General features: G+C 50.8%; 26 protein-coding genes and 1 pseudogene. 18 read left to right on the top strand and 9 right to left on the bottom strand.

Going from position 1 to position 24,799, the window contains the following annotated elements:
- Positions 1-22 precede the first annotated feature (22 nt).
- The 3 genes from SY83_RS09575 (at position 23) to SY83_RS09585 (ending at position 2,744) form a co-directional block, all read left to right on the top strand.
- Positions 23-718, top strand: a complete 696-nt coding sequence (locus SY83_RS09575) for a response regulator transcription factor (RefSeq protein ID WP_068606045.1) — start codon at positions 23-25, stop codon at positions 716-718.
- Positions 711-1,808, top strand: a complete 1,098-nt coding sequence (locus tag SY83_RS09580; RefSeq protein WP_068606046.1) for a HAMP domain-containing sensor histidine kinase — start codon at positions 711-713, stop codon at positions 1,806-1,808. Before SY83_RS09575 ends, SY83_RS09580 begins: the two co-directional genes overlap by 8 nt.
- Positions 1,809-1,898: 90 nt before the next feature.
- Positions 1,899-2,744: a M15 family metallopeptidase gene (locus SY83_RS09585; protein ID WP_068606047.1), complete on the top strand. Its 846-nt coding sequence runs from the start codon at positions 1,899-1,901 to the stop codon at positions 2,742-2,744.
- Positions 2,745-2,749: 5 nt separating this feature from the next.
- On the opposite strand, the gene SY83_RS09590 is transcribed toward SY83_RS09585, so the two are convergent.
- Together SY83_RS09590 and SY83_RS09595 are read right to left on the bottom strand one after the other, a co-directional pair.
- On the bottom strand, positions 2,750-3,949 hold the full coding sequence (locus SY83_RS09590; RefSeq protein ID WP_068611014.1) for an MFS transporter: 1,200 nt from the start codon (positions 3,947-3,949) through the stop codon (positions 2,750-2,752).
- A gap of 116 nt (positions 3,950-4,065) precedes the next feature.
- On the bottom strand, positions 4,066-4,644 hold the full coding sequence (locus SY83_RS09595) for a TetR/AcrR family transcriptional regulator (protein WP_068606048.1): 579 nt from the start codon (positions 4,642-4,644) through the stop codon (positions 4,066-4,068).
- A 222-nt stretch (positions 4,645-4,866) separates the two neighbouring features.
- Between SY83_RS09595 and SY83_RS09600 the strand changes: the two genes are divergently transcribed.
- Entirely contained in the window at positions 4,867-6,354 is a 1,488-nt protein-coding gene (locus SY83_RS09600) for a DHA2 family efflux MFS transporter permease subunit (RefSeq protein WP_068606049.1), read from the top strand.
- Positions 6,355-6,435: 81 nt separating this feature from the next.
- Here SY83_RS09600 and SY83_RS09605 read toward each other — a convergent pair whose 3' ends face one another.
- The gene (locus tag SY83_RS09605) at positions 6,436-6,861 is read right to left on the bottom strand and encodes a MarR family winged helix-turn-helix transcriptional regulator (RefSeq protein ID WP_068606050.1); all 426 of its coding nucleotides are present in this window, start codon (positions 6,859-6,861) and stop codon (positions 6,436-6,438) included.
- Positions 6,862-7,037: 176 nt separating this feature from the next.
- On the opposite strand from SY83_RS09605, the gene SY83_RS09610 reads away from it, so the two are divergent.
- Complete coding sequence (locus SY83_RS09610; protein ID WP_068606051.1) at positions 7,038-8,276, top strand: MFS transporter; 1,239 nt, start codon at positions 7,038-7,040, stop codon at positions 8,274-8,276.
- A 130-nt stretch (positions 8,277-8,406) separates the two neighbouring features.
- Positions 8,407-9,546, top strand: a pseudogene (locus SY83_RS09615) (DEAD/DEAH box helicase); the annotation flags it as partial.
- A 307-nt stretch (positions 9,547-9,853) separates the two neighbouring features.
- On the opposite strand, the gene SY83_RS09620 reads toward SY83_RS09615, so the two are convergent.
- Positions 9,854-10,375, bottom strand: a complete 522-nt coding sequence (locus tag SY83_RS09620) for a DUF4385 domain-containing protein (protein WP_082882433.1) — start codon at positions 10,373-10,375, stop codon at positions 9,854-9,856.
- A gap of 208 nt (positions 10,376-10,583) precedes the next feature.
- Here SY83_RS09620 and SY83_RS09625 point away from each other — a divergent pair, with 208 nt between their 5' ends.
- Positions 10,584-11,012, top strand: a complete 429-nt coding sequence (locus SY83_RS09625; protein WP_068606052.1) for a DUF3995 domain-containing protein — start codon at positions 10,584-10,586, stop codon at positions 11,010-11,012.
- Positions 11,013-11,059: 47 nt separating this feature from the next.
- Here SY83_RS09625 and SY83_RS09630 read toward each other — a convergent pair whose 3' ends face one another.
- The 4 genes from SY83_RS09630 to SY83_RS09650 form a co-directional block, all read right to left on the bottom strand.
- Complete coding sequence (locus SY83_RS09630; RefSeq protein WP_082882434.1) at positions 11,060-12,124, bottom strand: LLM class flavin-dependent oxidoreductase; 1,065 nt, start codon at positions 12,122-12,124, stop codon at positions 11,060-11,062.
- 456 nt (positions 12,125-12,580) lie between these two features.
- Positions 12,581-13,564 (bottom strand): 2,3-diaminopropionate biosynthesis protein SbnB, encoded by a 984-nt coding sequence (locus tag SY83_RS09640; protein ID WP_068606054.1) that lies wholly within the window; start codon positions 13,562-13,564, stop codon positions 12,581-12,583.
- The gene (gene sbnA / locus SY83_RS09645; RefSeq protein ID WP_068606055.1) at positions 13,561-14,523 is read right to left on the bottom strand and encodes a 2,3-diaminopropionate biosynthesis protein SbnA; all 963 of its coding nucleotides are present in this window, start codon (positions 14,521-14,523) and stop codon (positions 13,561-13,563) included. Before sbnA ends, SY83_RS09640 begins: the two co-directional genes overlap by 4 nt.
- Before the next feature lie 13 nt (positions 14,524-14,536).
- Entirely contained in the window at positions 14,537-15,889 is a 1,353-nt protein-coding gene (locus SY83_RS09650; RefSeq protein WP_231891408.1) for a phenylacetate--CoA ligase family protein, read from the bottom strand.
- Positions 15,890-15,963: 74 nt separating this feature from the next.
- On the opposite strand from SY83_RS09650, the gene SY83_RS09655 reads away from it, so the two are divergent.
- The 5 genes from SY83_RS09655 (at position 15,964) to lepB (ending at position 19,348) form a co-directional block, all read left to right on the top strand.
- Positions 15,964-16,755: a YheC/YheD family protein gene (locus SY83_RS09655; protein ID WP_068606057.1), complete on the top strand. Its 792-nt coding sequence runs from the start codon at positions 15,964-15,966 to the stop codon at positions 16,753-16,755.
- Between the two features lie 208 nt (positions 16,756-16,963).
- Entirely contained in the window at positions 16,964-17,416 is a 453-nt protein-coding gene (locus tag SY83_RS09660) for a hypothetical protein (protein WP_068606058.1), read from the top strand.
- Positions 17,417-17,434: 18 nt separating this feature from the next.
- The gene (locus SY83_RS09665; protein WP_068606059.1) at positions 17,435-18,214 is read left to right on the top strand and encodes a hypothetical protein; all 780 of its coding nucleotides are present in this window, start codon (positions 17,435-17,437) and stop codon (positions 18,212-18,214) included.
- Positions 18,215-18,278: 64 nt separating this feature from the next.
- Positions 18,279-18,797 (top strand): hypothetical protein, encoded by a 519-nt coding sequence (locus tag SY83_RS09670; RefSeq protein ID WP_068606060.1) that lies wholly within the window; start codon positions 18,279-18,281, stop codon positions 18,795-18,797.
- Positions 18,794-19,348, top strand: a complete 555-nt coding sequence (gene lepB / locus SY83_RS09675) for a signal peptidase I (RefSeq protein WP_068606061.1) — start codon at positions 18,794-18,796, stop codon at positions 19,346-19,348. Before SY83_RS09670 ends, lepB begins: the two co-directional genes overlap by 4 nt.
- A gap of 46 nt (positions 19,349-19,394) precedes the next feature.
- Here lepB and SY83_RS09680 read toward each other — a convergent pair whose 3' ends face one another.
- The gene (locus tag SY83_RS09680; protein WP_068606062.1) at positions 19,395-20,045 is read right to left on the bottom strand and encodes a response regulator transcription factor; all 651 of its coding nucleotides are present in this window, start codon (positions 20,043-20,045) and stop codon (positions 19,395-19,397) included.
- 126 nt (positions 20,046-20,171) lie between these two features.
- Between SY83_RS09680 and SY83_RS09685 the strand changes: the two genes are divergently transcribed.
- Genes SY83_RS09685 through SY83_RS09705 form a run of 6 tightly spaced genes read left to right on the top strand, consistent with a single transcriptional unit; the run spans position 20,172 to position 24,627 of the window.
- A complete protein-coding gene (locus SY83_RS09685) occupies positions 20,172-21,725 on the top strand; it encodes a sensor histidine kinase (RefSeq protein WP_068606063.1) in 1,554 nt (517 codons plus the stop codon).
- Complete coding sequence (locus tag SY83_RS09690) at positions 21,718-22,110, top strand: response regulator (protein ID WP_068606064.1); 393 nt, start codon at positions 21,718-21,720, stop codon at positions 22,108-22,110. Before SY83_RS09685 ends, SY83_RS09690 begins: the two co-directional genes overlap by 8 nt.
- 20 nt (positions 22,111-22,130) lie before the next feature.
- Positions 22,131-23,258: an HD-GYP domain-containing protein gene (locus tag SY83_RS09695; RefSeq protein ID WP_068606065.1), complete on the top strand. Its 1,128-nt coding sequence runs from the start codon at positions 22,131-22,133 to the stop codon at positions 23,256-23,258.
- 57 nt (positions 23,259-23,315) lie between these two features.
- A complete protein-coding gene (locus SY83_RS23320; protein ID WP_197480010.1) occupies positions 23,316-23,477 on the top strand; it encodes a hypothetical protein in 162 nt (53 codons plus the stop codon).
- A 17-nt stretch (positions 23,478-23,494) separates the two neighbouring features.
- Positions 23,495-24,073: an Ada metal-binding domain-containing protein gene (locus SY83_RS09700; protein ID WP_068606066.1), complete on the top strand. Its 579-nt coding sequence runs from the start codon at positions 23,495-23,497 to the stop codon at positions 24,071-24,073.
- Positions 24,070-24,627: a methylated-DNA--[protein]-cysteine S-methyltransferase gene (locus SY83_RS09705; RefSeq protein ID WP_231891409.1), complete on the top strand. Its 558-nt coding sequence runs from the start codon at positions 24,070-24,072 to the stop codon at positions 24,625-24,627. Before SY83_RS09700 ends, SY83_RS09705 begins: the two co-directional genes overlap by 4 nt.
- Positions 24,628-24,799 lie beyond the last annotated feature (172 nt).

A 24,799-nucleotide genomic window follows, 5' to 3' on the forward strand; every position in this document is an offset into this window, starting at 1 on the left:
AACCTATAGGAGCGAATACGGAATGAAGCGTACTACAATTTTGATAGCGGATGATGAGGTTGAGATTGCGGATCTGATTGCGCTGCATTTAGAGAAAGAGGGCTACCGGATCATCAAGGTGTCCGACGGGAGAGAAGCGGTTCAAGCGATAGAGTCGCATGCGATCGATCTGGTCATTCTGGATATTATGATGCCCAAGCTGGATGGGTATGAAGTGACAAGGATCATTCGGGAGAAGCACCATATGCCGATTATTTTCCTGAGTGCGAAGACATCCGACCTCGATAAAATCACAGGACTGGTCATGGGGGCCGATGATTACATGACGAAACCGTTCAACCCTATGGAACTGGTAGCCCGGGTGAATGCCCAGCTGCGGCGTTTCCGGCAATTGAATCAGACGGCGGCCGGTCATAGTTCCACGCTTGAAGCGGGGGGATTGGTAATCGACCCTGATAAACGCACCGTCACGCTGTATGGCGGCAACATTGAGCTGACACCTAAAGAATTCGATATTCTTTACCTGCTCGCCAGTCACTCGAAGAACGTGTTCAGCGCGGAGCATATTTTTCAACAGGTATGGGGAGACGCCTATTACGAAAGCGGGAATACGGTCATGGTGCATATTCGTACGCTGCGCAAAAAACTGGGCGAAGACAGAAACAAGAATAAACTCATAAAAACGGTATGGGGGGTGGGATATACGTTCAATGGATAACATGATGCGAAGTTTTCGGTTCAAAATGATCGTGTTACTAGGTGTGAGTATGCTGCTCTCCGGCGCCATCACGTATGTGTTCTATCGGATCCTTCAGTATTATTATGAAGGGGTTCTGGCGGGAGATCCCATTGCTCAATTCCGTCAAAAGATTAGTAATTTTGGGGATTTAAACTTCTTTTTGATCTTTTTTATCCCTTTGGCCATCCTGTTTTTCTTTTTGCTTACGAAACCTTACGCCGTTTATTTTCATGAGATTTCCAAGGGCATACATCATCTCGCGAACGGTGATTTTAAGAACAGAGTAAACATCTCATCCCATGATGAATTCGGGGATATCGGAAGGGCCATGAACCTGGCTAGCGCGAAATTGCAGGAAGCTGTGGAACGAGGGGATTTCGCCGAGAGCAGTAAAGACCAGCTGATCTTGAACCTGGCGCATGATCTGCGCACGCCGCTGACCTCTGTGCTCGGTTACCTGGACTACATTCTGCAGGACGATCAGTTGTCACCCGAACAGATCAAACATTATGCAACGATTGCTTTCACTAAATCCGAGCGTTTGGAGAAGCTGATCGATGAGCTTTTTGAAATCACAAGAATGAATTACGGCCATATCACGATCGAGAAGAAACCGATTGATTTAAGCGATTTGCTTATCCAGCTGCATGAAGAGATGTACCCTGTTTTAGAGAAAAATCAACTGACAGGCCGACTGGACATTACGCCGCATATGGTTATGAACGGGGACGGGGAAGTGTTGGTGCGCGTGTTTGAGAATCTGCTGGCGAATGCGGTTCGTTACGGCAAGGACGGTCAATATGTTGACATTCGCTGCGTACCGGATGAAGGAAACGCGGTGGTGGTGCAGATTATCAACTACGGGGATTCCATTCCCCCGGAAGAGCTTCCCTATATCTTTAATATGTTCTATACCGGGGACCGGGCGCGTTCGCATCAAGGGGGAAGCACGGGACTTGGACTGTACATTGCGAAGAATATCGTGGAGCAGCATCAGGGAACGATTACCGCGGAAAGCAGTGTCATCCGGACCGTTTTTGAAGTAAGATTGCCGCGTGGAACCATTTAAAATTTAAGATAAATTTAAGATTTGCCCCACTTCTTTTTAAACTGTTTTCCATATCCTAAAGATCGTAAGGGATGAAGGAGGAAGCGGTTCATGAAGAAGTGGTTTTTGGCGTTGATTTTGCTGTTGTCTGCGGGATATATATTGACTCAAGGGAAGTCATTTACATTGGATGTTCCGAACGAGACAAACCCACTCCTTAAAGGGGAAAGTGTGTCGATCACATTGAACAAAAACCAGATTTTCCAAGGCGACTTGTTATTGGTCAATAAACATTATCCTGTCCGGGAACAGGGCGTGAAGTCCGATGTGGTTACTTTGGCGCAGCATGAGGAGCTTGTTCGGGGTTATGGGTTGCTGGATCCGTCCATACAGTCTTCCAAAAGCGTGATGGAACCTTTTCTCGCCATGATGGATGCCGCCGCGCAAGACGGGGTTAACCAATTTCTGATCAACAGCGGTTATCGGGACGCCAAACGTCAGAATGAGCTCTATCTGGAAATGGGACAGGAGTACGCGTTGCCGGCGGGGTACAGCGAGCATAATCTGGGGTTGTCGCTGGATATCGGTTCCGCGCAAGAAGAGATGAGCCGGGCGCCGGAAGGACGATGGCTGCAGAAGCATGCGTGGTCCCACGGCTTTATATTGCGATACCCCAAGGACAAGTCAGCCGTTACGGGCATCCAGTATGAACCTTGGCATTTTCGCTATGTGGGCTTGCCGCATAGTGTGATCATGAAAGAGAAGAACCTAACTTTAGAGGAGTACCTGGAATATTTGAAGGAACATCCGACCCTTTCCGCGACCGTTGAGGGAGTGGAATATCAAATTCAATATTATCGGGTTTCGGGGAACATGACCATCCAAGTGCCTGCCCATCAACAGGTTGAGCTGTCCGGCAACAACTCGGATGGTGTGATTGTGACGGTACGTGTTTAAGTTTTCTAGATCAGTTCTTTCCTTTGTTTCAAATATCGGTACAAAATAAAGCTGCAAACCGCGCAAATCGCGGCGCATAAGCCGATGAAACCGTACCCAGCCTGAAGTCCGCGAAGCAACCCGATCTGGGTGTCGGCCCCGTACTGATTTTTCACAAGTTCAATAATACCGCCTATGAGGAAGTTGCCGACGACACTGCCTACGCCCATCAGCGTGACCGTAAAGGTGATCGCGGTGTCGCTGCCGTTAGGATATCTTTGGGCAATGAACGCCATAACGGTGGGATAAATCATCGCAATGCCGATGCCTGCCGCGGCAAACAGAAAGGCCAGATTTTCCCCGCCGAGAATGGCGGCGAACGTGCAGACGGCCGAGAAACCCGAGAACACGATAAGCGACAGGTTGAATCCAATTCGATCCGTCAACGGCCCCAAGATGATTCGGGCAAGCGCAAAACACAAGAAAAAAGCCGAAAGCATGCCGGAAGCAGTGACGGTGTCCCAGGCGTACGCTTTTTCCAAGAAATTAACCAGCCAACCCCCGACGGCCAACTCCGAAACCACGCCAAACGTCAGAATGAGCACCATGAACCATAAAGCCGGATCTTTCATCAGCGTTCTCAACGGAAGGCGGTCCTCTTGCGGGAGATCGTCACCCGGGAACGAACTACGCAGGGCTGACAGAATCGGAATGAGGGATAAGGAAAGCACCACCGCATACATACCGCGCCAGTCGAGCGTGTGACCGTAGACCGTTACCGACATGAGTCCTGTTGCCATCAAGGGCGCGACGGTAGAACTGAGTCCATAGAAGCCGTGGGACAAATTCATCATCATTCCGGTATTTTTCACGAAAATGCGCGCTCCCAGAATGGCTAAGCCGATCTCAAGCATCCCGTTCCCGATATACATCAGGAAATAGGAGGAGGAAAATACGGGATAGCTGCGTGAGACGAAAATGAGGAATCCGGAAAGAATCATGATGCCAAAAGCGGATATGGTCACGAGTTTGATGCCCCACAACCGGGTGAGGAAAGCCGTAAATGAGCAGGCGATCAAATAACCGAGGGCATTGAGCGACAGCAAGGTGCCAAGCTGGGATTCGTCCAATCGATAATCGAACTGGATTCGAGGAATGGCCGGACCTTTAATATTTTCGGAAAAACCAAAGATGATGAAGCCTATAAATATGGTGGCCAACTGCATGGCGTAAATTTTGTTGAACTTAGGTTGTTTTAGTTGCTGATCCACGATGTGATCCTCCGTTCGGTGTCCATGATGAGGTGTTAAGATTTGACGCTGCCACGACGGTTTGGCCGGTTCTATGAACCTGGCATGTTGGAATGCAGTCGGAACAGGATGGAGAGTTGCTGAGCCAGATAGCTAGGCGTATAGGGCATATTCTCCCGTAGCCAGCAGACAATGGTTCCGATAAAGGCGGAGGTTCCGTACCAGATGGCAATGTCGTCCGGGACTTTCTTAGCCGAGGATGAGGTTCGGTTCTTGATGACATCGCTCATCAGTTTCGTAAAGCGATCCGTAAAGACGGGAATCCGTTTGGAAGCGAGCAGCACTTTATAGAATGGGGAGTTCGCCGCAATGTGCTCAAGAATTTTAACGATGATCAGTCCATAGGTTTCCCGCGCATCGGGTTGATGTGGAATACTCTCCATTATTTCCTGGATTTCGGTAATCATGTCATCCGCCATGCGCTCCAGTAAATCCTGAATATCCCGATAATGCAGATAGAAGGTGACACGGTTAATCGTTGCCCGTTCCGCAATACGATGAACCGTAATTTTCTCAAGCTCAAGCTCTTGAAGCAAGCTGATCAAGGCGTCTCGAATGAGACGGCGAGTACGCAACACCCGTGGATCCGTATGGGACGATGAATGGGACATGGTATTCTTCCTTTCTTTATACCGATTATCAACATATGTGTGTAAAAATGTAGAGTATTCTGTATATAAACGACAGAAACCGAAGGTATGTAAACTAATATACATTAACACCAAATGTGTTGGTTGTGAATTAGAACCCACCTCTATATAATACTTAACACTGAGTATAATATACAACACTCTGTTTATTAAGTGCGGAGATATTTGAGGGGATTGAACAACATGAGTACAGAAACTGCATTCGATAGCAGTTCGATAAAGAAAGGTCCATTATTATTTGTTATGATCCTGGGGGCGTTTATCGCGGTCCTCAATCAAACCATTATGAGCGTTGCCCTGCCTGAACTGATGATCGATTTCGATATCATGGCAACGACGGCTCAATGGTTAACAACCGGGTATCTGCTGGTCAACGGGGTTCTGATCCCCATAACGGCGTACCTGATGCAACGCTTTACAACGCGCGAGCTCTTCCAGACTTCCATGGTGATTTTTCTTGCCGGCACCATCATTTCGGCGATTGCGCCCACCTTCGACACCTTGCTTGCCGGACGACTGGTGCAGGCCGCCGGCGCCGGCATCATTATGCCCTTGCTGATGCAGGTCATTCTGACCGTATTCCCGCCTAACAAGCGGGGAGCGGCGATGGGGATGGTCGGGTTCGCGATCATTTTCGCTCCTGCGATAGGACCTGCTCTTGCCGGTTACATCCTGGAGGAATACTCCTGGCGCACGTTGTTTTACGGTATGATTCCGATTGCCGCAATCGTAATCGGGGTCGGCTTTGTTATTCTCCGGAACGTAGCGGAACGGACTTATCCTAAAATTGATGTTTGGAGCGTTGTGCTCTCCACGATCGGTTTCGGCGCGGTTCTATACGGTTTCAGCAGCGCGGGCAGCAAAGGGTGGTCCAGCGCGGAAGTGATTTTGACCATTGTGGCGGGTCTCATTTCTTTAGGTTTGTTTACGTGGAGGCAATTGGCCTCTCAGAGCCCCCTGCTGGATTTGCGGGTGTTCCGCTACAATATGTTTTCACTGACGACAATCATTAATATCGCGGTGACGATGGTCATGTATGCGGATATGATGCTTCTTCCGTTGTATTTGCAAAATGCGCGGGGGTATACGGCCTTGGAATCCGGTTTGCTGATGCTTCCGGGAGCTCTGCTTATGGGGATCCTGATGCCTATAACCGGTAAACTGTTCGATCGCTATGGAGCGAAGTGGCTATCCGTAATCGGTCTGGCGATAACGATCGTGACAACACTCGGCTTTGTCAATCTGACGGACTCAACCAGTTACACGTATCTGGTGTTGATGTCAACGGGACGGCGGTTCGGTATGGCTATGTTCCTGATGCCGATTACAACCGCGGGTCTGAATCAACTGCCTGCCCGATTGAACGCGCACGGCACAGCGATTTCCAACACGATTAAACAGGTGGCAGGCGCAATAGGCACCTCGTTACTGGTTACGGTAATGACAAGCCGAACGAAAACGCATATGCAGGACATGCTGGCGGGAGGGGTTTCGGAAGGGACCTCCGAAAAACAGATGATGATGGAAGCAATGATACAAGGGATCAACGATGCGTATCTGGTCATCGTAGGTATAGGTTTAATCGGCCTGGCGCTGTCGTTCTTTATCAAACGCGCGCATCAGGAAGAAGAGGAAGAACACGAACGATCCTTGGCTCCTTCCAGAGCCTAACCATAAAGCAGGCTGTGCTGGAAGTAATTTTCCGGCACAGCCTTTTTTCTGCATAGAATACGGGATTTCCGCTGATACGAGCTAACTGAACGTTCGATTAAATTTCTTCATCAATTCGCCGAAAGCTTCCAGGTCCTCCTCGGACCAGTTCTTAAGCAGCCGGGCAATGCGTTCCGTTCGGGACTGTTTCGTTTCCATCAGCTCTTTCATGCCCAATTCGGTAATACGAAGCTTGAATGAGCGGCGATCGGAGGGATCCGGAATGCGATCTACATAGCCCTTCTGTTCCAAGGCAGCGGCTTGCCGGCTTACGGTGGAGATATCAAGCCGAAATTCCTCAGCCAGTGATTTCACGCCAGCCGCCTCATGGGAAACAATCTGTTGAAGCAGGAGGTAGGCGGAGCGGTCTAGATTCTCGACAGGATTAGAGGATGTGATCGATGTAATACGACGGAGTAGCAGAGCTAATTCCAACTCAATCGTTTCAATGGAATGCTGTTGAGGCATAGGAAAGGTTCCTCCAACTTTTTCGGGTTCATATTAAGCGTAGCGTACCATATGTGACCGTTTAAATAAACTCCGCGGGTTGACATCATCCCATGTAGTTGTATAATACAAGTATAGTTTAGTTTCATAATACAACTAACTGTGCGATAAATTCAAATATAGACAGGAGATTACTGATGGCATCACAAACTATGGCAGCCGAATCGCCGAAACTTATGAATGAGAAACAGGGAATATTCAGCCAACCGTTAGCCGTTTGGGCGGTTTTTTGCGCGTCTGTATTTACATTTATGGGAATGGGGCTTGTGAACCCGATCCTGCGGGAGCTTTCACATCAATTACATGCAACACCGAGCGAAGTCAGCTTACTGTTCACCAGCTATAACGCGGTCATGGCTGTGGCTATGTTGATTACCGCGAGCGTTTCCTCCAGATTAGGGATCAAATTAACCCTATTAGCCGGTATGATTATTATAGCTGCAGTGTCCTTCTGCGGAGGTTTCGCGGATAATATCTGGACGCTTGTCGGCTTACGCGCGGGATGGGGTCTCGGTAACGCTCTGTTCGTAGCGACTGCGCTTACCGCATTCGTGACTCTTTCTAACGGCGGAGCCGCGAAAGCCATCATCCTGTACGAAGCGGCGGCGGGCATCGGCATGTCTGTCGGACCCCTGCTAGGCGGAACGTTAGGCTCCATCGCCTGGCCCATTCCGTTCTTCACGGTTTCCGGCCTGATGGTCATCATCTGTATCGTACTTTCGACGACCATGCCTAAACCGGCGGTGTCCGTTGCCAAGAGGACTAAACCGAAAGCCTCCTTGCTGGACCCGTTCCGTGCGCTCAAACAACATCGGTCTCTTCTTGTTTTGGGTATAGTGGCCGCGTTATACAATATCGGTTTCTTCACGATTATGGCTTACTCTCCCTTCGTCATGGGACTTAATCCGCAGCAAATGGGGTTTGTTTTCCTGGGTTGGGGTGTGCTGCTTGCAATCACATCTGTTTTTATGGCCCCTTTATTGCAAAAAAAATTCGGAACCATCAAAGCGATGTGCGTCATGCTGGCTCTGTTCGTTGTGGACCTTGCGGTCATGGGCGTATACGCGACAACGCCTGCGGTTGTGATCACAGCGGTTATTCTGGCAGGCGGAATATTAGGGAACATCAACACGATTATTACCACAGCGGTGATGAACGCCGCGCCGGTGGAGCGTTCCACGGCATCCGCGGCCTATAGCTTCCTGCGCTTCCTGGGCGCGGCCATCTCGCCGTATATGGCGGGAAAACTCGCGGAGCATTTCAACTCACATGTTCCTTTCTTGGTGGGTGCCGGATTCGTGCTGCTTTCGGTCCTGTTCATTTGGAGCAATTATAAGCATATCCGACATATTGATTACATCGATACGTCCCATTAACTCGAAATCGGGATTCTCCTCACGGATAAATAAAACCGTTCACATATGTAAATTATACGATTACTATGAATATGTGTTATCCTTATGTATTGATGAAAATCGAATATAAACGTATGAACTAGGAGATCCAATGACATTTAACGACTTGAACATCGCACCCGCGATTCTGAAAGCTTTAACGAAAGAGAAATACTCCAAACCGACACCGATTCAGGAACAATCGATTCCCGCGGTGCTTGCGGGACGGGATTTATTGGGTTGCGCGCAGACGGGCACAGGAAAGACAGCCGCATTCTCCCTGCCGATCATTCAATTGCTGACCCAGCAGGCGAATAAGCCCAATGGACCGCGCCGTGTTCGCTCGCTCATACTGACACCGACCCGGGAGTTGGCTATTCAGATTTATGATAACCTGCGGGCGTATGGTCAATTTACGGACCTGCGTTACACGGCCATCGTTGGCGGCGTGTCGCAAACGAAGCAAGAACAAGCCTTGAGACAAGGTGTGGATATTGTGATTGCCACGCCGGGCCGACTGATTGATTTAATTAATCAGAAGCATATCGATCTGCAGCATATTCAGATTCTGGTGCTGGATGAAGCGGACCGCATGCTGGATATGGGCTTTATCAACGATGTGAAGAAAATCATCGCCAAGATGCCTAAGAAGAGACAGACGCTGTTCTTCTCCGCCACCATGCCGCCTGAAATCAATAAGTTGGTGAAATCGCTGCTTGTTGATCCGGTGAAAGTTCAGATCGCTCCGGTATCGTCCACGGTGGATCGGATTCAGCAATCGGTTTATATGGTGGATACCGTAAACAAGCTGAACTTGCTTCATTATTTACTGGAAGATAAGTCGATCGCATCGGCTCTGGTGTTTACGCGGACCAAGCATGGCGCCGATCGTATTGTTCGGGCATTGAACAAGACGAAAGTAACCGCGCAGGCCATCCATGGGAACAAGTCGCAGAATGCCCGCCAGAGTGCGTTGAATTCCTTCAAGAACGGGACCACCCGCGTGTTGGTAGCTACCGATATCGCCGCCCGGGGCATTGACATTGATGAGCTGTCGCACGTAATCAACTACAACCTTCCGAACATTTCGGAAACGTATGTTCATCGCATCGGCCGTACCGGCCGCGCGGGGCATAGCGGCGTGGCGATCTCCATCTGCGAGCGGGACGAGTACCCGTTCCTGAAGGATATTGAGAAGTTGATCAAGAAGACGATTCCTGTCGTAACGGATCATCCGTATGCGGTAGGTTCCAAGACTTCAAGTTCCAAAAGGTAATATAATCGAGAGGTTGAGCCCAAGTCATGAGGACGAAGGCGAAGCCTCTTTTTTGTGTGAGTTGTGTGAGTGCATAGCCAAACGATTAAGGGCAGCCCCTGATGAACAGGAGCGGCTCTTGATTGCGCACACATACGCTGAAATATCAACAGCCTCTTTTCAATTGTAACGAATCCCCACAACGTTATTCTGCCAAAACACGCCACGTTTACCTCATTTCCACCCCATTAGCGTTATCACGATTCCTTAGAATTCTACCGAGCCGTATAGGGATCATTTAGTGTTATGACGATTCGTTACATTGCGCCTCCAAACCACAAAACACCCGCTGGGCGCTCTCATCAAGACTCTCCCGCTCATACTTCTCCCGATGATCCTCCTTCATACGCACATACTCCGAATCCGTCTTCGCCACCTGCCACTGAGCCTTAAAGATTGCGGCGGACTCAGCCTTCACCTTGTCGTTCTGGTATGGCAGAATGGTGCCGTCCTCGGCGTATTTGCGGCCACCCTTGTGGTTTGTGTACCGCCGCGCCCGGGTGTAGCCCATCTGCAGAAACTTGCGGGCCATGTCCATCCCGACGAAATCGCCTTTCTCCTTATACTCCAGGAACATGCTGTAAATTTTCTCGGACGATTCGCGTGCGATTTCCGGCGTTTTGAACCGCCAATGGGGCAGAATTTCGCTCTTGTAAGGCTCCACCAGCAACACACCCTGCTCGCCGCGGCCGACCCGGTACAGCTCCGGATGCTCCCGCAAATTCAGATGGTCATAATCCAGGTCGTAATCAAAAGGTTTCAGCATCCCGAAAAGCCTCCTAAGAGTGTATTCAATCTCTCGTGTAACGTCATATAGTAGCTATTACCCAAATGGGAGGACTAAGTCGGAGTTTGTCAAAAAGATGTAACATAACTAGCCGTTAACGGATGGTAAATATAAACATTTAGTCATATAGTGACTGTAGTCGGATTTATGGAATAGGGTCATTTTCATTAGAAGGGTGCGATGAGGAATGACAGCATTGTTTGTCATCACAGCTGCGGTGATCTTAATAGTGATCAGTTTAATCCATTTTTATTGGGCATTTGGCGGAGAATGGGGCGGACAAGCCGCAATCCCGCAGAAGGTTGAGGGCGGGGCTGTGTTCCGACCGAGAATGTGGGAAACGTTGGTGGTCGCGGTGGGCCTTATTGTCTTCGCGTTCATCCTGACGGTGCAAGGCGGGCTGTTAAATTTTATGGAAGGGAGTCCGCTGGTCCATTGGACCTGTCTAGTATGCGCCTTTATATTTTTGATCAGAGCGGTAGGGGATTTCAAATATCTCGGTTTCTTCAAAAAAGTTAAATCATCCGTTTTCGCTGGGTACGATACTTGGTTCTTCAGTCCTCTCTGTTTATACCTTGCGCTGTCTTTTCTGCTCGCGTGGAGATCTGCGGGTTAACAAGAAAAACGCATGCCCTTAGAGGACACACGCTTCTCATAGTTAAGTTAAGACTCGATTCGCGCAAGTTCCTTGTGAACAATAGGCGCAACCTTTGTACCTAGAAGTTCAATAGCGCGCAACATTTCGCGATGCGGCATTGTGCCGACGTTCAAATGCAGGAAGAACCGGTTAATGCCCAAGTTTGTACGAAGCAAAATAATCTTCTCCGCCACATACTCCGGGTCCCCGACATACAGGGCGCCGCGCATGCTGCGTGCGGCATCAAAGGCGTCGCGGTCGTACGGCTGCCAGCCCCGCTCGCGTCCAAGCACATTCATCTGGGCTTGCATCGGAGGAAAGAACTGATCCACAGCCTGTTCGGTAGTGTCCCCGACGAATCCGTGCGAATGTGTCGCAATCGATAACGTATCCGGGTTGTGCCCGGCCCGCGCGGCCGCGCGCTTGTAAAGATCGAGCAGCGGCGCGAACTTCTCCGGCATGCCGCCGATAATCGCAAACGCGATCGGGAGACCGAGCATTCCCGCGCGCACCGCCGATTCCGGGCTGCCGCCGCTGGCGATCCATACGGGGAGCGGGTTTTGGACGGAGCGAGGATAAACGCCCAGGTTATCAATAGCCGGACGATGTCCGCCGCGCCAGGTGACTTTCTCCGAGTCCCGGATGGCCAGCAGCAACTCCAGATTCTCTTCAAACAGTTCATCGTAATCGTCCAGGCTATAACCGAAGAGGGGGAAGGATTCGGTGAACGATCCCCGGCCCGCCATAATTTCGGCGCGCCCGTTCGAGAGTCCGTCCAACGTGGAGAAGGCTTGATAGACGCGAATCGGGTCGTCGGAGGACAGCACGGTTACAGCGCTTGACAGGCGTATGCGCTTGGTTACGGAGGCCGCGGCCGCCAAGATCACAGCGGGCGCCGTCCCGGCATAGTCCGCTCTGTGGTGCTCTCCGATGCCATAGACATCCAAGCCCACCTGATCGGCAAGCACGATTTCTTCCACGCCGTTGCGCAGCCGCTCGGCATGACTCATAATCTTCCCGGTCACCGGGTCCGGTGTTGTCTCCAGAAATGTACTGATTCCGATTTCCAATTTGTTTATGATATCAGGCATGGTGTATGCTCCTTGTTATTCTGTCTTTATATGTAGTTTACTATACTTTTTAATGTTTCTCAACTAAAGTAAGTGAAATGCAGGATGAGGGTTTATTTCTGCTTATTATTTTTCCATTGTAGCAGGAGATTTAAAAACACCCCTAGAACAAGCAGTCCCAGAAGTATATTTGTTGTTTTTAGTGTTTGTGTAAGTACGTATATTTCATTATGAACACCGACTAATTTACTGTTTAAGCTACTCGAAATCTCACTTATACTTCTCCTAATTTCATTTAAAATTAAGTTTATGTCCTGTTCCACAGCGACTACACCTCCTTAAGTATTCAACCATTATATCAATTCCATACAATAACTTCCAACTGTTTACTTATTTGATAGATAGATCCATCGGATGTCAAAAAAATAAAAAGGGCCCCGCCATTTGATGCAGCTTTGCCCTCTTCAACTAACACATTTATCCGTCACCATTCCCGTTCTCCAACACAACACCCTTACCCAATCGCACCGCTTCCTGCACAAAATGCCCAGCCACACCGATATCAAACACACCGAGTCCCATCGGATTGAAAAAAACAGGCTCATTAGCGGCAACAGAACTTAATCCGCCCCGACACAGCACATCCTCAAGGGTCAGCACATCGGATTCGAGCAACCCGTGCTGGATATGCAGCTGCTCAATATCCGTGTTCTCTCGGCAAATCTCCCGCCAGTCATCGACCACGACAGCCCGCACATGCGCTACGCTCTCCGGTAGATAGTCCCTCAAAGATACGTTGAGCAACAAAGCGCCCTCGGGCGGCGGAGCATCAATATACCTCTCGGCGGAAACCGTACATGTGGCGAAAATATCCGATGCCGCATACACCGATTGCCAATCATCGGCAAGCTCCGTTATTTCGCGTACCGAAGCGGGAACGGTACCCGGATCAATCGGGTTCATATCGTACAAGGCCACACGCTCCAACCTGTCGCCCAACAGGCTTATGAGCATATCCAGGTGCATGCGCCCGATCGGTCCCCAACCGATAATGCCTGCGCGTACTTTCGATATCGGTCTGGAGGCCATATAAGCTTGCGTCATCGCTCCGCTCACAGCGGCTGTGCGCAAGCCGTTCAGCATATTGCTTTGGATAAAAGCAACGGGTACGCCCGTGGCGGGATCATTGAGAATAATGGAATTATGAGCGCGAGGCAAGCCGAGGCGGCCATTATTCGGGAAACTGGCGATCCACTTGATGCCGGACAGGTTGATCCCGCCGCCGATATAGGCCGGCATGGCAATGATGCGATTCGCCGGGTCCCTGAAACGCAGATAAGGCTTGAGCGGATGAGCGCAGTCGCCTTCAGCGCTGATTCGTACGACCTCCTGAATGATTCCAACTAACCGAGCCCAATCGATTCCAATCTCGCGAATATGGCCGTCATGTAAGTAAATCATGCCCAACCTCCGTCCAGTACCTGCCTCACCCAGGCGTCGTTATATACCGTATCCAGGTACCGCTCCCCGCGATCCGGAAGGATCACGGCACAGACCGCATCCGCCGGGATGCTTTCCGCAAGCCCCCGTACGGCGGAAACCACCCCGCCGGAAGAAGCGCCCGCGAGCACCGCCTCATAGCGGACCAGATCCCGGCAGCCCCGGACACAGTCCATGTCCGACACATACACCACCTGATCCGCCAAGTCTTGCCTATACAGTCCCGGAGTGATGCCAGAGCCAAGACCCGGGAATTGCCGCGGCCCTTTATCCCCGCCGAATATAACGCTTCCCGCCGCATCCACCGCCACGATCCGCGTGGACCACCCGCGGCCGCGGATATAGTCCGCGCAGCCCCGAAGCGTTCCGCAGGAGCTCACCCCGCAGAACAAATAATCCACCGCGCCCAACCGGTCCCCAATTTCACGCATCGTAGTCTCCGTATGGGCAAGCGCATTGTCGGGGTTTCCATACTGGTTGGTCCAATATGCTTTAGGAAACTCGCGCAGCAGATCCTGCACCCGCTGAATCCGCGCCGGCAGAAACTCGCCCGTCGACGGATCGGGTTCCGTCACCAAATCAATTTCGCCGTGAAAGCCGCGAATAATCTGCTTATGCTGTTCCGTTGTGCGGGGATCCACGACACAGATGAACCGCATCCTCAAGTAGCAGCATAATTGCGCCAAACTGATGGCCAGGTTGCCGGAACTGGACTCGATCACGACGGTGTCCGAGTCGATATCCCCGCGCCGCAAAGCCTCTCGCAGCATGAACAAGGCGGGCCGATCCTTCGCGCTTCCGCCGGGATTCATCCATTCGAGTTTACCGTACACCTTAAACGGCATCCCTTCAAACAGCCGACGAAGCGGAATCAACGGGGTCCCGCCGATCGCCTCAGAAATTCCACCTTCGAGTTTCATAGAAATCCCTACTTTACTCGTAAAAGATTTTTTTGTTCTTAATCGATTGGCTGTCGTCCGAGTCCTCTAAAGTACCCCGAACCACCTTAATCCTGTCGATGATTCCGGATTCAATCATGATGCCGATCTCAGGGATGCACTGCTCCAGATCGTCCTGAATGAGGCTCATATCCCCGTCACTCAGCCCCGGTGCGTAAACGCACACCTGAATCGCATTCCCCGACACTTTAACCCGCACGCTGGCTTGCTCGATATGGCGGTAAACGACATTCTCGATGTCGTAAATGCTGATTTTTTCCCCGTGCTTGAGGTCCGGTCCGATGCGTTTCACAAGGCTGTGAAAGCTCATGGTCCAACAACCGTCGACCAGGATCGGACGCAGATCGCGCACAACATCATAAGTGACATAACGCACGGCGGGAAAGGCTTCCCTCACGGCGGACGTAAGCACCAGCACACGTTCCTCCGCCTCGTCGGACAAAGGTTCCAGATCTCGGCTGATGTCCTCCGCCCGCAGCCCTTCCGCGATAAGCCCTTCCGTCAGCAAATACCGCCCATGCTCATGTGAATAGTAGGCGATCGTCCCGATTTCAATCGAGCCGTAGGTGTCCGTAATGCGCGAAGCGGGAAGGCCCAGCCGCTCGGCGACTTGCTCGATCCATGCCGGTGAAGCGATTTCGCCGACCAAGACAACATGTTTAATCCCATAAGAAGAAGGATCCGCCGCCGCCAGCACAATACGGTTCAAAATCGAAGGCATCGTATACAGCACCTCAGGTTTGAAGCTTTCCAGCCGTTCCAAATGCTGCTCAATCGGCAGCCGGAAGGAGATGGAGTCCACGTCCATGCCCAAACCCCGCAGCACCTCTACTGCCGTTGCTTCCGCGTGTCCTGTTCCCATATCGGCCAGAGCCGACTTATAGCCATACGGCCCCAAAATCGATCGAAATACCTCAAGCTTGATCCGGATATAAGCTTCCTCGTCCGCTTCCGAATAGTAAATGGACTTTCGCAACCCGGAGCTTGTGCCGGAGGTCCGGTAGCAGTGGACATCGTTGCGTTCGTTTAGTGGATTTTGCCCGATATAATAGTGTTCCTCCAGTACGGATGCCGTGACCAACGGTGGGGAAGCCCATGTCGGTTCGTCCGCCTGTGATTCTTCTTGAGCTGAAAGCCATGGCCCATACCAAGGCAGATAAGGTGCCAGCTGTTCGATGAGTCGTTTCAGTTGTGCAGGGAGGAGTCCCATTCGCGTTCTTCCTCTCGTTATCGATTTCCGTTCATGCTTTAGCGTAAGTCCCTTTACCTTATGCGGCCTGCCCAAACCGGGTGCCTGACCCATCCATGCCGAACCGAATTGTTCCACGCGGCGCCTACACCTATAGACGAACAACTTCGTATGATATATGAAAATACAGCACAGGGAAGAGGGACATTCCATTGTCAAACAACAAAACGGCCGTTTCCAGCAAATTAGTGAAGACGCGGGTTGTGCTTAGGGATCGGAAATTGTCCAAACATGTTCCCAAAACGTACCGACTCACGCGAAGCCGTCTGCTGTCCATGCTGAACCGTTACGGAATGGTCTATGTGAAGCCGGATACAGGATCCTTGGGCGTGGGTGTGATGCGGGTGGAGAAGCGGGGCAAGTCTTATCGGTACCACAGCGGTCTAAATAAACATACATTCTCTGCGTTTCGGGGGATGTACGCTTCGTTACAACAACATACCGGTAAGAGGCTTTATCTCGTGCAAAAAGGGATTCATGTGCTCCGTTACAAGGGACGTCCCGTGGATTTCCGGGTGATGATCCAGAAAAGCCCTTCCCGGTGCTGGGAACCGACCGGCACTGTGGCCCGTGTAGCGCATCCGCGCAAAGCGGTGACGAACGGCAGCCAAGGGGGCACGATCTATCCCGCGGCGGACATGATCCGGCCGGTGGGGGGGAGCGCACAGTCCCGCCGCATCCTGAAGCATATGGACCGGCTGGCGGTAAGGACCGCCGCGCAGTTCGGCCGCGCTTATCCGGCCATGAACGAGCTCGGCCTCGATATTGCGTTAGATCGGAAGCTGACGCCTTGGATTCTGGAGGTAAATACCCGGCCGGATCCTTGTCCGTTCACCAAGCTGACGAATAAGCGCAGTATCACGAAGATCGTCGCTTATGGCAAAGCGTACGGACGTCGGTACTGCTTGAATTGTTCGAAAGCGAAACGCGCGCCTAAAGCGTGATCCATGCTGTAAAGCTGAAACTACGCTCCGGATTGGATTATTGGATTCCGGGCGTATTTCGGCATGCTTAAGTTCGGGGTGATATGGTACGAAAGTATACCATGACTACTACACCGATGGCTGACGCGAGATTTGTCAGGAGGAACTATACTAGGTTTATAGCAAGCGGGTTACGCAAGCCAAACCACGATGAAGAAGGAGGACCTTTATGAAACGAGTAAGACTCACGTTAATCATCGCTTCAATAGGAATTTCATCTTCGCTGGTGATGGGAAGCGTATATGCCCGTTCGGATGCGGGGCTCGTAATCAAAGCATGGTACAAGAGCCGCATTCAGCTATCCCAGCAACAAGTGCAACAAGCTGCGCTGCGACATAAGCTTCTGACCTTGGTCAGCTCCATCGACGGAGCGACATGGAAAGCAGTTCAGAGTTTAACCGGCACCTGGAATACCGGGGAGAACGAAGTGGACGCGAGCATTACAGCCAAGAATGAGGCCTACATAGAACAACTCAAGCAGGCTGAACTGGAAATTCTCTCGGCTCCGACGAATGAAGCGTTTGACACTTATGTAAGCCAAGTTCAAACCAGGCAAGCCGATGAGCTGGAACAACTGGTCCGAGACACAATTCATGATTCTATGAAATCAAATAACGAATAACAGGGAGATGGATGAACTATGAAATTATTCAAAAGTAAAGTAGCGGTAGGCGTAATGGCGGTAAGTATGGCGGCAACAATCGGAACGGCTTACGCAGCGGTAAACCCGAATGCGGGTGCTCAACTGCAACAATGGTACACATCGGCATCCAATGCGACAAAAGCGATCATTGCCGGAGACTTCGCAGCTGTGTACGCGGGTAAGAAGGAAGAGTTGGAAAATTCGGTTGAAGGTTTGAAGAACGGAGCGCGCGTAAGTATTGCGGCAACAGGAAGAGCTGAAGTGGCACGCGTGAACACGAGCGTAAATGGCCAACTTGCTACCTATTCCGGACAGATCGACACGGCTAACGGAACCATTACAAGTGGTATAGCTGCGGAATACGATCAATTGGTAGCTGCAACAAATGCGACTACAAACGGACAGGTAAATGCTATCGGCACAGTATCCAAAGCGGGCATTGCCAGCGCTATCAGAAACCACGAAGGCGTGTACTCCGGCAGACTTTCCGATGCCGCAGCCGCAACAACAACGCAAGCTAAATCCGATCTAAGCGCGAAAATCGCAGCAACTAAGGCTGAACTAAACAGATTGTTGGCGCTAGAGAAAGAAACGGCAACTACTGAAATCAACAGCAACCTGACAACGAAGATTGCTGAACTGAAAGCCGAGCTTGTAGCTTTGACTGCTAGGTTGAAGAAAGAAGCAGAAGATCGCATCCTTGCTCAAGGCGCAGCACTGGAAGCAGCGGCACTAAACGAATTGGCCACAATCGTTAACGATATCACAAAGAACTAAATGATAGATGTGCCGGAGGCCTTCGCGGGTCTCCGGCCATATTTTGAACAAGGAGGTAGAAGCGATGTTGAGAAGCAGAATGAAGAAGCGCTATACATTTAAAGCTAAAGTCGTCACTGGAATTGTTTCTTTAATCATCGTCATTGCGGGCACAACGGGGATTTCGTATGCGGACGTGGACATCGCCGGTTCCCTGCGTTCATGGTACAGCTCCAAGACCGAATCGGCTGTGAGTAGCCTGGAGCAAGCCGTACAATCCGAAACGGATCAGCAAAAAGCGATCTTAAAGGAAGAATTGCAGCGTCAACTGGAGCAATCCGCGAAGGATTTGGACGCATTTACGGAAGAACAGAAGCAGCTGCACATCGCAGCCATTCAACAATACGCGAATACCCTGCTACAGAATGTAGAGATTAATTCCAAGCAGGATCGTCAGCAAATATTGGCGAAGCTTCAACTCATAACGGACAGTGCTGTGCAGGCCATGAACGCCTTAGTGGAAAGCTATGAACCGCCTGCTGTAACTTATGCCTCGCCGGTACAAACAGAAGATTCCGTCCAGAATAATGTATACAGACCATGACGGAACAGGTACTCGAAACAAACGCTCAGGCGGCTGCTAAACGCAAAGAAAGAGGCAGTTTCATCCGATTCGTCATCGTGCTTGCTCTGGCGTGGATTCTGATTCACAATCTGTTCGGATTAACCCGGGTATCCGGACATTCCATGACGCCCACATTACAAGACCGCGATATCGTGCTGATTAATAAAATTCCTTTACTCCATAGAACGCCCAAGTACGGGGATGTCATCATCATTCACGAGCACGAACTCGGATATCACATTATTAAACGAGTGATTGCGCGCGGCGGAGACCGTGTGGCCATCCAAGACGGGATCATTTATGTGAACCGTGAGCCTTTAGCCGAACTGTATACGTTGGGAGAGTCCATGGATATGCCAGAGGTTGTTATTCCTAGCGGCGAATTATTCGTGGTCGGAGATAACCGTACGGCCGGGGAAAGTCTTGACAGCAGAGACCCGCTGCTAGGCTCCGTTTCGGTCAAGGACGTTAAAGGATATGCGGCTTTCTCCGTGTGGCCTTGGCATAGCTTGATGAAACCTTTGCAATGAATATGCGCAAAAAAAATCCGAGGGGTTAAGCCTACCCGTCGGATCTTTATATTGTCATCGATTCTTCTCTCCGCTCGTACTGGACCAGTCCCTTGGAGGAAGCATACAAAGCCGCTTTCGTGCGGTCGGTTACGTTGAGTTTCATGAGAATCTGGCTCACGTGTTTCTTGACCGTGAACTCCGATATGAATAATTCCAATGCGATCTCCTTGTTGGAATGACCTCTGCCGAGAGCAATCAGCACTTCCAACTCTTTAGGAGTAAGCTCAGAGAAATCCGAGTCTTCCTTAGGATCCAGCAAATAGTCTGTAAACGCCGGATCATAATACTTACGCCCGCGTGAAACCACATCAACGGCGTACAATAAATCCTCAGGCAAGGCTTCCTTCAGACACAGCCCTTCAACTTGCAGGGTTTGCGCCAAGTTCAGTTCGCTCCGGGTAGCTGATGACGTCAGGATCATAAACTTGGATAGATGCCCTGCTTTCTTCGCTTCCTGGATGAAGTGCAGTCCGCTCTCGCTCCCTAAGTTTAAATCCACCAGAACCATGTGGGGGTGTTTCTCATTCATGAGCATCAATGCTTCCTGGCTGTTCGAGGCTTCGCCCACGATACGCACACAATTTCCGGATGAAATAATCATGCGGATCCCCTGGCGAACCAGCGGATGATCGTCAAGAATAATCATATCTAACATAGATGTCCCCCGTAGAATAAAAATATGGTACAGTGTAGTACATAAGACCTAAATGCTTCCTGCATTTCCCATTGTATATGATTATAACCTATTAATCTACAAAAAATTTTAGGAGAATAGATACAGATGATGGAAGAACCGATCCTCAGGTATGGAACTATCGGGTTGAAATGGTGCTTGTTCGTTGCCGGTATTGCGAGTTACGCTTACGGCCTCGGCCATCTTGCCGGTGTGATGCTGATTGCCCTATTTGTGCAAACCTTACAGATGATATTGCAGTTCAAGAGGACAAGGGGTATCCCGTTCCAGATCACCGTTACCGGATCCCTTATGTTCAATATGTACTTGCTGGGGGTTACAGGCGGTTTGTCCAGCCCCTTTCTGTTGTATGTCCTCGCTGACTTGTTGTGTGTGAAGTTGATAATGAAACGAAAACTCTACTATGTTGTAACGGCCGTATATCTGGTAAGTATTCCTATTGTATTTGCTAGTTCAGGTATCACTACAATCTATGAGCATAGATATTATGCGGTGTACGGGTTTTATATTTGCCTGTTCTATGGACTGTCCGCGGGGCTTCAATGGATTTCAGGCAAGGTGATGCGGGAAATTCGCAATGCGGTAACCCTTTACTCTCATCATCGGTTACATACAAGAGTCCTCCAGCATGATAGAATTCGCGGATTGGAGCAGCTGCTTGCTTCCGTTCTGAATCGAAGCGGCAAAGATGTGATGCTGACCTTCACAAAGCCCGGCTTGCAAGGCACGGAGCAAGAGTGGAGTCATGTCTATTACGCGAACTATTTAAAGCTTCATCCGCCTGCGAGGGTAAAGTCCTATCTTGTGCTTCCCTCCATTACAGGAGATCCTTACTCTACCTATGTACAAGGTTTAAAGGATCGTAAAGGCGTTCCTTACGGATGGTTACTGATCAGGGCTCAGCGGAATGAAATCAACATCTTGCATCAATTGTATATTCGAATCGTCCTCATGAGTTTGGAAACGGCCTACGATCAGGAGGCATCAGCAATCGAGATGCAAGAGAAGGCTGTTCTGCTGGAGCGAAATCAGATTGCCCAGAACATTCATGACGGTATCGCGCAAGAACTGTTCTTCATCTCCATCCAATTATTTCAACTCCGGAGCGCCTTGCCGGCTGAAGCTGAACAAGAAGCTCTTCCCTTGCTCAGAGAAATCGAGAAGAAGGTCAAGGACAGCCACCGGGGCATGCGCAATTACATTATGGAGCTTAAAGACGAGAAGCGTAAAATCAACCTTCACCATGCTATTGAGACACTGCTTGACCGGATTACAGCGAATACCGGCGTGACTCCGGTTTTCAGGAAATCGGGTTGGGTTCCCGATGAAAGGCTGGAAGTGGAAGAGGCTATTTATCACCTTGTGGAGGAAGCCGCAAATAATGTCATCAAACATGCGAAAGCTACGCGGTTGCAGGTAAACTTAGAAGTTACGAGCGTGCAATGGACCATCGTCATTCACGATGACGGTGTCGGTATGGAAGACATCACGGCGGCTCAAGTGAGTGGCAGGTTTGGGCTTACAGGGATGGAGAACCGGATAAAGTCATTCAACGGCGCCATTTCATTCCAATCCGATCTATCATCAGGCACTACAGTAACAGCCTATATTCCAAGGGAGAGGACCCGGGCCTATGTATAAAGTGTTGATTGCGGACGATCAAGCGATAATCAGACAAGGACTGCGCATCTTGCTCCGGGGATGTCCGGAATTTCAAGTGATTGGGGAAGCTTCCGACGGCGATGAAGCGCTGGAGCGATCGCTGAGTTTGCAGCCGGAGCTTGTGCTCACTGACCTCAAGATGCCCGGTATATCTGTGATTGAAGGCGCGAAACAGCTGAAAAGCGTTTATCCCGGGATTAAGGTTATTATTTTGACCGCGTTAGATGAGAGTGAAGATGTCTATAAAGCCATGAGAGCCGGCGTTGACGGTTATTTGATGAAAGATACGGAGCCGGAAGTTATTATAAGTGTTCTGCGCAAAGTGATGACCGGGGAGCATGTATTCCGCTCAAGTCAAGAATAGATGATTAAGGGGGGAGTCTCATGTTGAAGTTGAAGTTGGATCGATGGATCCGGGTGCCTGTTCCTCGCCTGATTTTCGGATTATGGACCGTTGTAACCGCAATAGGCGCCTGTCTAGTATTCGTGTATGGTTTAATCGAAGGGGCGCATAGGGATACCGTTTCTACTTCGGCGGCATTGGCTATTCTGATTGTTGTTATTGGATTAGGCCAAATTCAGAGAAATATATCCGCAAGTATGAGGGAGCGGGCGAATCTTACCGCTTTATTCCTCTTTCTGATCATGGGGGTAATTTCCGTCTACAGCCCAATTCCCGCGGAATACCGATGGATCGCGTTGCTGCTGTTTCCCTTGTCCATCAGTGTTCTGTTCAATAGTACGGTGTATAGACGATGGTGTGCGTTTTTTATACTTTTTGCTACGAGTTGTAACTTCATAGAGCTCATTTCCCTATCACCTGATACGTCCCGCTTACTGTTAACCATGATGACCCGGTTCCTGTTTGCAGGGCTCAGTATCGGCTTGGGGGCAATTGTTATTATTTCGTATCAGCAGAGCCGGGGGAAGCTGGAAGCGGACTATTTGGAATTGCAAAAGGAACAGGTGATTAACCTCCTCCAATGCTTTATTCCCGTCGGGGAGCGCAAAACGCAAACGTCCCGTCAGGAAATTACCAATATGAGCAACTTGCTTACGCAATTAGCGACCCGACATGATGGTTTACAGGTGCAGAAGTGGGAGATCGATTTGTTATCGCTGCTGCATTTTGTGAGCAGAGTCAAGCTACCGGATTATATGTTCGAGAAAGAAGGCAAGCTCTCGGATTTCGAATTGGAAGTCGTGCAGGAGCATTGTTATATGGCCAAGGAGCTTTGCGAGGACATTCCCGGGCTGCAGCATGTGAAGACAGTGTTTCTCTATCACCATGAGAAAGTGGACGGCACAGGGTATCCGGCGCAGTTGAGAGGGGATCAGATCCCGGAGCTATCGCAGATGTTGGGGTTGGTGGAGGTGTTCCTGGCGATGACTACGCCGCGGTCCTACCGGCAGCCGATGACGGAAGCGGAGGCGTATCGCGAGATTCAGAAGCTGAGCGGGACGTCGTTCAGGGCGGATATCGTGGAAACGTTCGGGAGGATGATAAGCTGATTGTCGAAAAGCGGACTCTCGATAGCGAATGGTTGAAGGCTGACTGTCGATAACGGAATGAGCAGAGCAGATCGTACAGAGCAGATAGTACAGAGCAAATTGTCGGCAGCAGACTGTGCAGAGCAGATCGTGAAGAGCAGATTGTCGTCAGCGGACTGTCGAAATCTTGCTTTCGTAACCGTGAAGCCTTTAAACGCGGACCTCTTCGGGGTATACTGACGTCAAGAGGTGAGGACATGGAGCGACAGCTGTTCGAGCACATTTACGAAACGATTGCGAAGAAAGAAACGACCTATGACGGCGTTTATTATACTTGTGTGCGTACGACGAGGATTTTCTGCAGGCCATCGTGCCGGGCGAGAACACCCTATGCGAAGAATGTTACGTTCGTAACTTCGGCGGAAGATGCGGTAGAGGCGGGCTATCGTCCGTGCAAGCGATGCGTTCCCGAAGCGCCCGGCGCCCAGGGACCCGAGGAGCGGTTGGCGGAACGGGTGGACGTGCTGATACGGCAGCAGCTGGGTCAGCCGGTCACGCTGAAATCGCTGGCCGACCAGCTGGCGGTGAGCCCGTTTCACTTGCAGCGCTTGTACACGCGGGTGAAGGGCTATAGCCCGGCGGAGCAGCTGAAGAGCGAACGGTTGGCTGAAGCGAAGCGGCGGCTGCGTAAAGGGGACGAGGCCATAGCGGCCATCGGCGCGGCGGTCGGCTTCCGCAGCCCGTCGCATTTCGCGGCTTGGCTGCGCCGGGAAACCGGGCTGACGCCCACGGAGCTTCAACAGCTTACAGCGCCGGAAGGAGGAGAAGAGTTATGATGAAATCATCGAGTATATACTGGTCCGCGCTGGATATCCTGGGCGAGCATTGGACGGTGCTGGCTACGGACAAGGGATTGTGCCGGATATTCTACCCGCACAATCAGCTGGAAGAGGCGTTGCCCTGGATCCAGCGATATCAACCCGGCGCGCAGTTAACGGAAGCGCCGGAGATGATCGAACGTTTAGGAGTAGCGGAATTGTTGCGGGGTTATTTTGGCGGGGAGCGGGTGACGTTTGATGCCGTTCCGCTGGACCTGTGGGGCACCCCGTTTCAACAAGAGGTGTGGAAAGCGCTCCGTGAGATCCCGTACGGAACCACCAGTTCGTACCGCGATCTTGCAATCGCGATCAATCGTCCGCAGGCGGTTCGGGCGGTCGGGGCGGCCAACGGGGCGAATCCGATTCCCATCGTCGTGCCTTGCCACCGCGTCATCGGTGCGAACCGCACGCTGGTCGGCTACCGCGGTGGTTTGAACATGAAGACGCGGTTGCTGCAGCTTGAAGGCGTGGAGCCGGTCGAGCCTGCAGGGCATGCGAGATTCTTGTTCTAGTGAAAAATTCTAAGGAACCCCAGCGGCGCTATGGGAGGAAAATGACCACCTTTTAGATTCTAAGGAACCCCAGCAACGCTAATGTGTTTAAAGTGATGATGGAGAGGGTGCATTGGGCGAAATAGCGTGTCTGAGGTTCGTTAGCGTGGAAAAGTGAGCGAAATGCGCGTAA

The organism is Paenibacillus swuensis, assembly GCF_001644605.1.
GTDB classification, from domain to species: Bacteria; Bacillota; Bacilli; order Paenibacillales; family DY6; genus Paenibacillus_N; species Paenibacillus_N swuensis.

Coding starts and splice junctions, on each gene's coding strand:
- SY83_RS09575 (WP_068606045.1), top strand. CDS start 23: ATGAAGCGTACTACAATTTTGATAGCGGATGATGAGGTTGAGATTGCG.
- SY83_RS09580 (WP_068606046.1), top strand. CDS start 711: ATGGATAACATGATGCGAAGTTTTCGGTTCAAAATGATCGTGTTACTA.
- SY83_RS09585 (WP_068606047.1), top strand. CDS start 1,899: ATGAAGAAGTGGTTTTTGGCGTTGATTTTGCTGTTGTCTGCGGGATAT.
- SY83_RS09590 (WP_068611014.1), bottom strand. CDS start 3,949: ATGCAGTTGGCCACCATATTTATAGGCTTCATCATCTTTGGTTTTTCC.
- SY83_RS09595 (WP_068606048.1), bottom strand. CDS start 4,644: ATGTCCCATTCATCGTCCCATACGGATCCACGGGTGTTGCGTACTCGC.
- SY83_RS09600 (WP_068606049.1), top strand. CDS start 4,867: ATGAGTACAGAAACTGCATTCGATAGCAGTTCGATAAAGAAAGGTCCA.
- SY83_RS09605 (WP_068606050.1), bottom strand. CDS start 6,861: ATGCCTCAACAGCATTCCATTGAAACGATTGAGTTGGAATTAGCTCTG.
- SY83_RS09610 (WP_068606051.1), top strand. CDS start 7,038: ATGGCATCACAAACTATGGCAGCCGAATCGCCGAAACTTATGAATGAG.
- SY83_RS09620 (WP_082882433.1), bottom strand. CDS start 10,375: ATGCTGAAACCTTTTGATTACGACCTGGATTATGACCATCTGAATTTG.
- SY83_RS09625 (WP_068606052.1), top strand. CDS start 10,584: ATGACAGCATTGTTTGTCATCACAGCTGCGGTGATCTTAATAGTGATC.
- SY83_RS09630 (WP_082882434.1), bottom strand. CDS start 12,124: ATGCCTGATATCATAAACAAATTGGAAATCGGAATCAGTACATTTCTG.
- SY83_RS09640 (WP_068606054.1), bottom strand. CDS start 13,564: ATGATTTACTTACATGACGGCCATATTCGCGAGATTGGAATCGATTGG.
- sbnA (WP_068606055.1), bottom strand. CDS start 14,523: ATGAAACTCGAAGGTGGAATTTCTGAGGCGATCGGCGGGACCCCGTTG.
- SY83_RS09660 (WP_068606058.1), top strand. CDS start 16,964: ATGAAACGAGTAAGACTCACGTTAATCATCGCTTCAATAGGAATTTCA.
- SY83_RS09665 (WP_068606059.1), top strand. CDS start 17,435: ATGAAATTATTCAAAAGTAAAGTAGCGGTAGGCGTAATGGCGGTAAGT.
- SY83_RS09670 (WP_068606060.1), top strand. CDS start 18,279: ATGTTGAGAAGCAGAATGAAGAAGCGCTATACATTTAAAGCTAAAGTC.
- lepB (WP_068606061.1), top strand. CDS start 18,794: ATGACGGAACAGGTACTCGAAACAAACGCTCAGGCGGCTGCTAAACGC.
- SY83_RS09680 (WP_068606062.1), bottom strand. CDS start 20,045: ATGTTAGATATGATTATTCTTGACGATCATCCGCTGGTTCGCCAGGGG.
- SY83_RS09685 (WP_068606063.1), top strand. CDS start 20,172: ATGATGGAAGAACCGATCCTCAGGTATGGAACTATCGGGTTGAAATGG.
- SY83_RS09690 (WP_068606064.1), top strand. CDS start 21,718: ATGTATAAAGTGTTGATTGCGGACGATCAAGCGATAATCAGACAAGGA.
- SY83_RS09695 (WP_068606065.1), top strand. CDS start 22,131: ATGTTGAAGTTGAAGTTGGATCGATGGATCCGGGTGCCTGTTCCTCGC.
- SY83_RS23320 (WP_197480010.1), top strand. CDS start 23,316: ATGAGCAGAGCAGATCGTACAGAGCAGATAGTACAGAGCAAATTGTCG.
- SY83_RS09700 (WP_068606066.1), top strand. CDS start 23,495: ATGGAGCGACAGCTGTTCGAGCACATTTACGAAACGATTGCGAAGAAA.
- SY83_RS09705 (WP_231891409.1), top strand. CDS start 24,070: ATGATGAAATCATCGAGTATATACTGGTCCGCGCTGGATATCCTGGGC.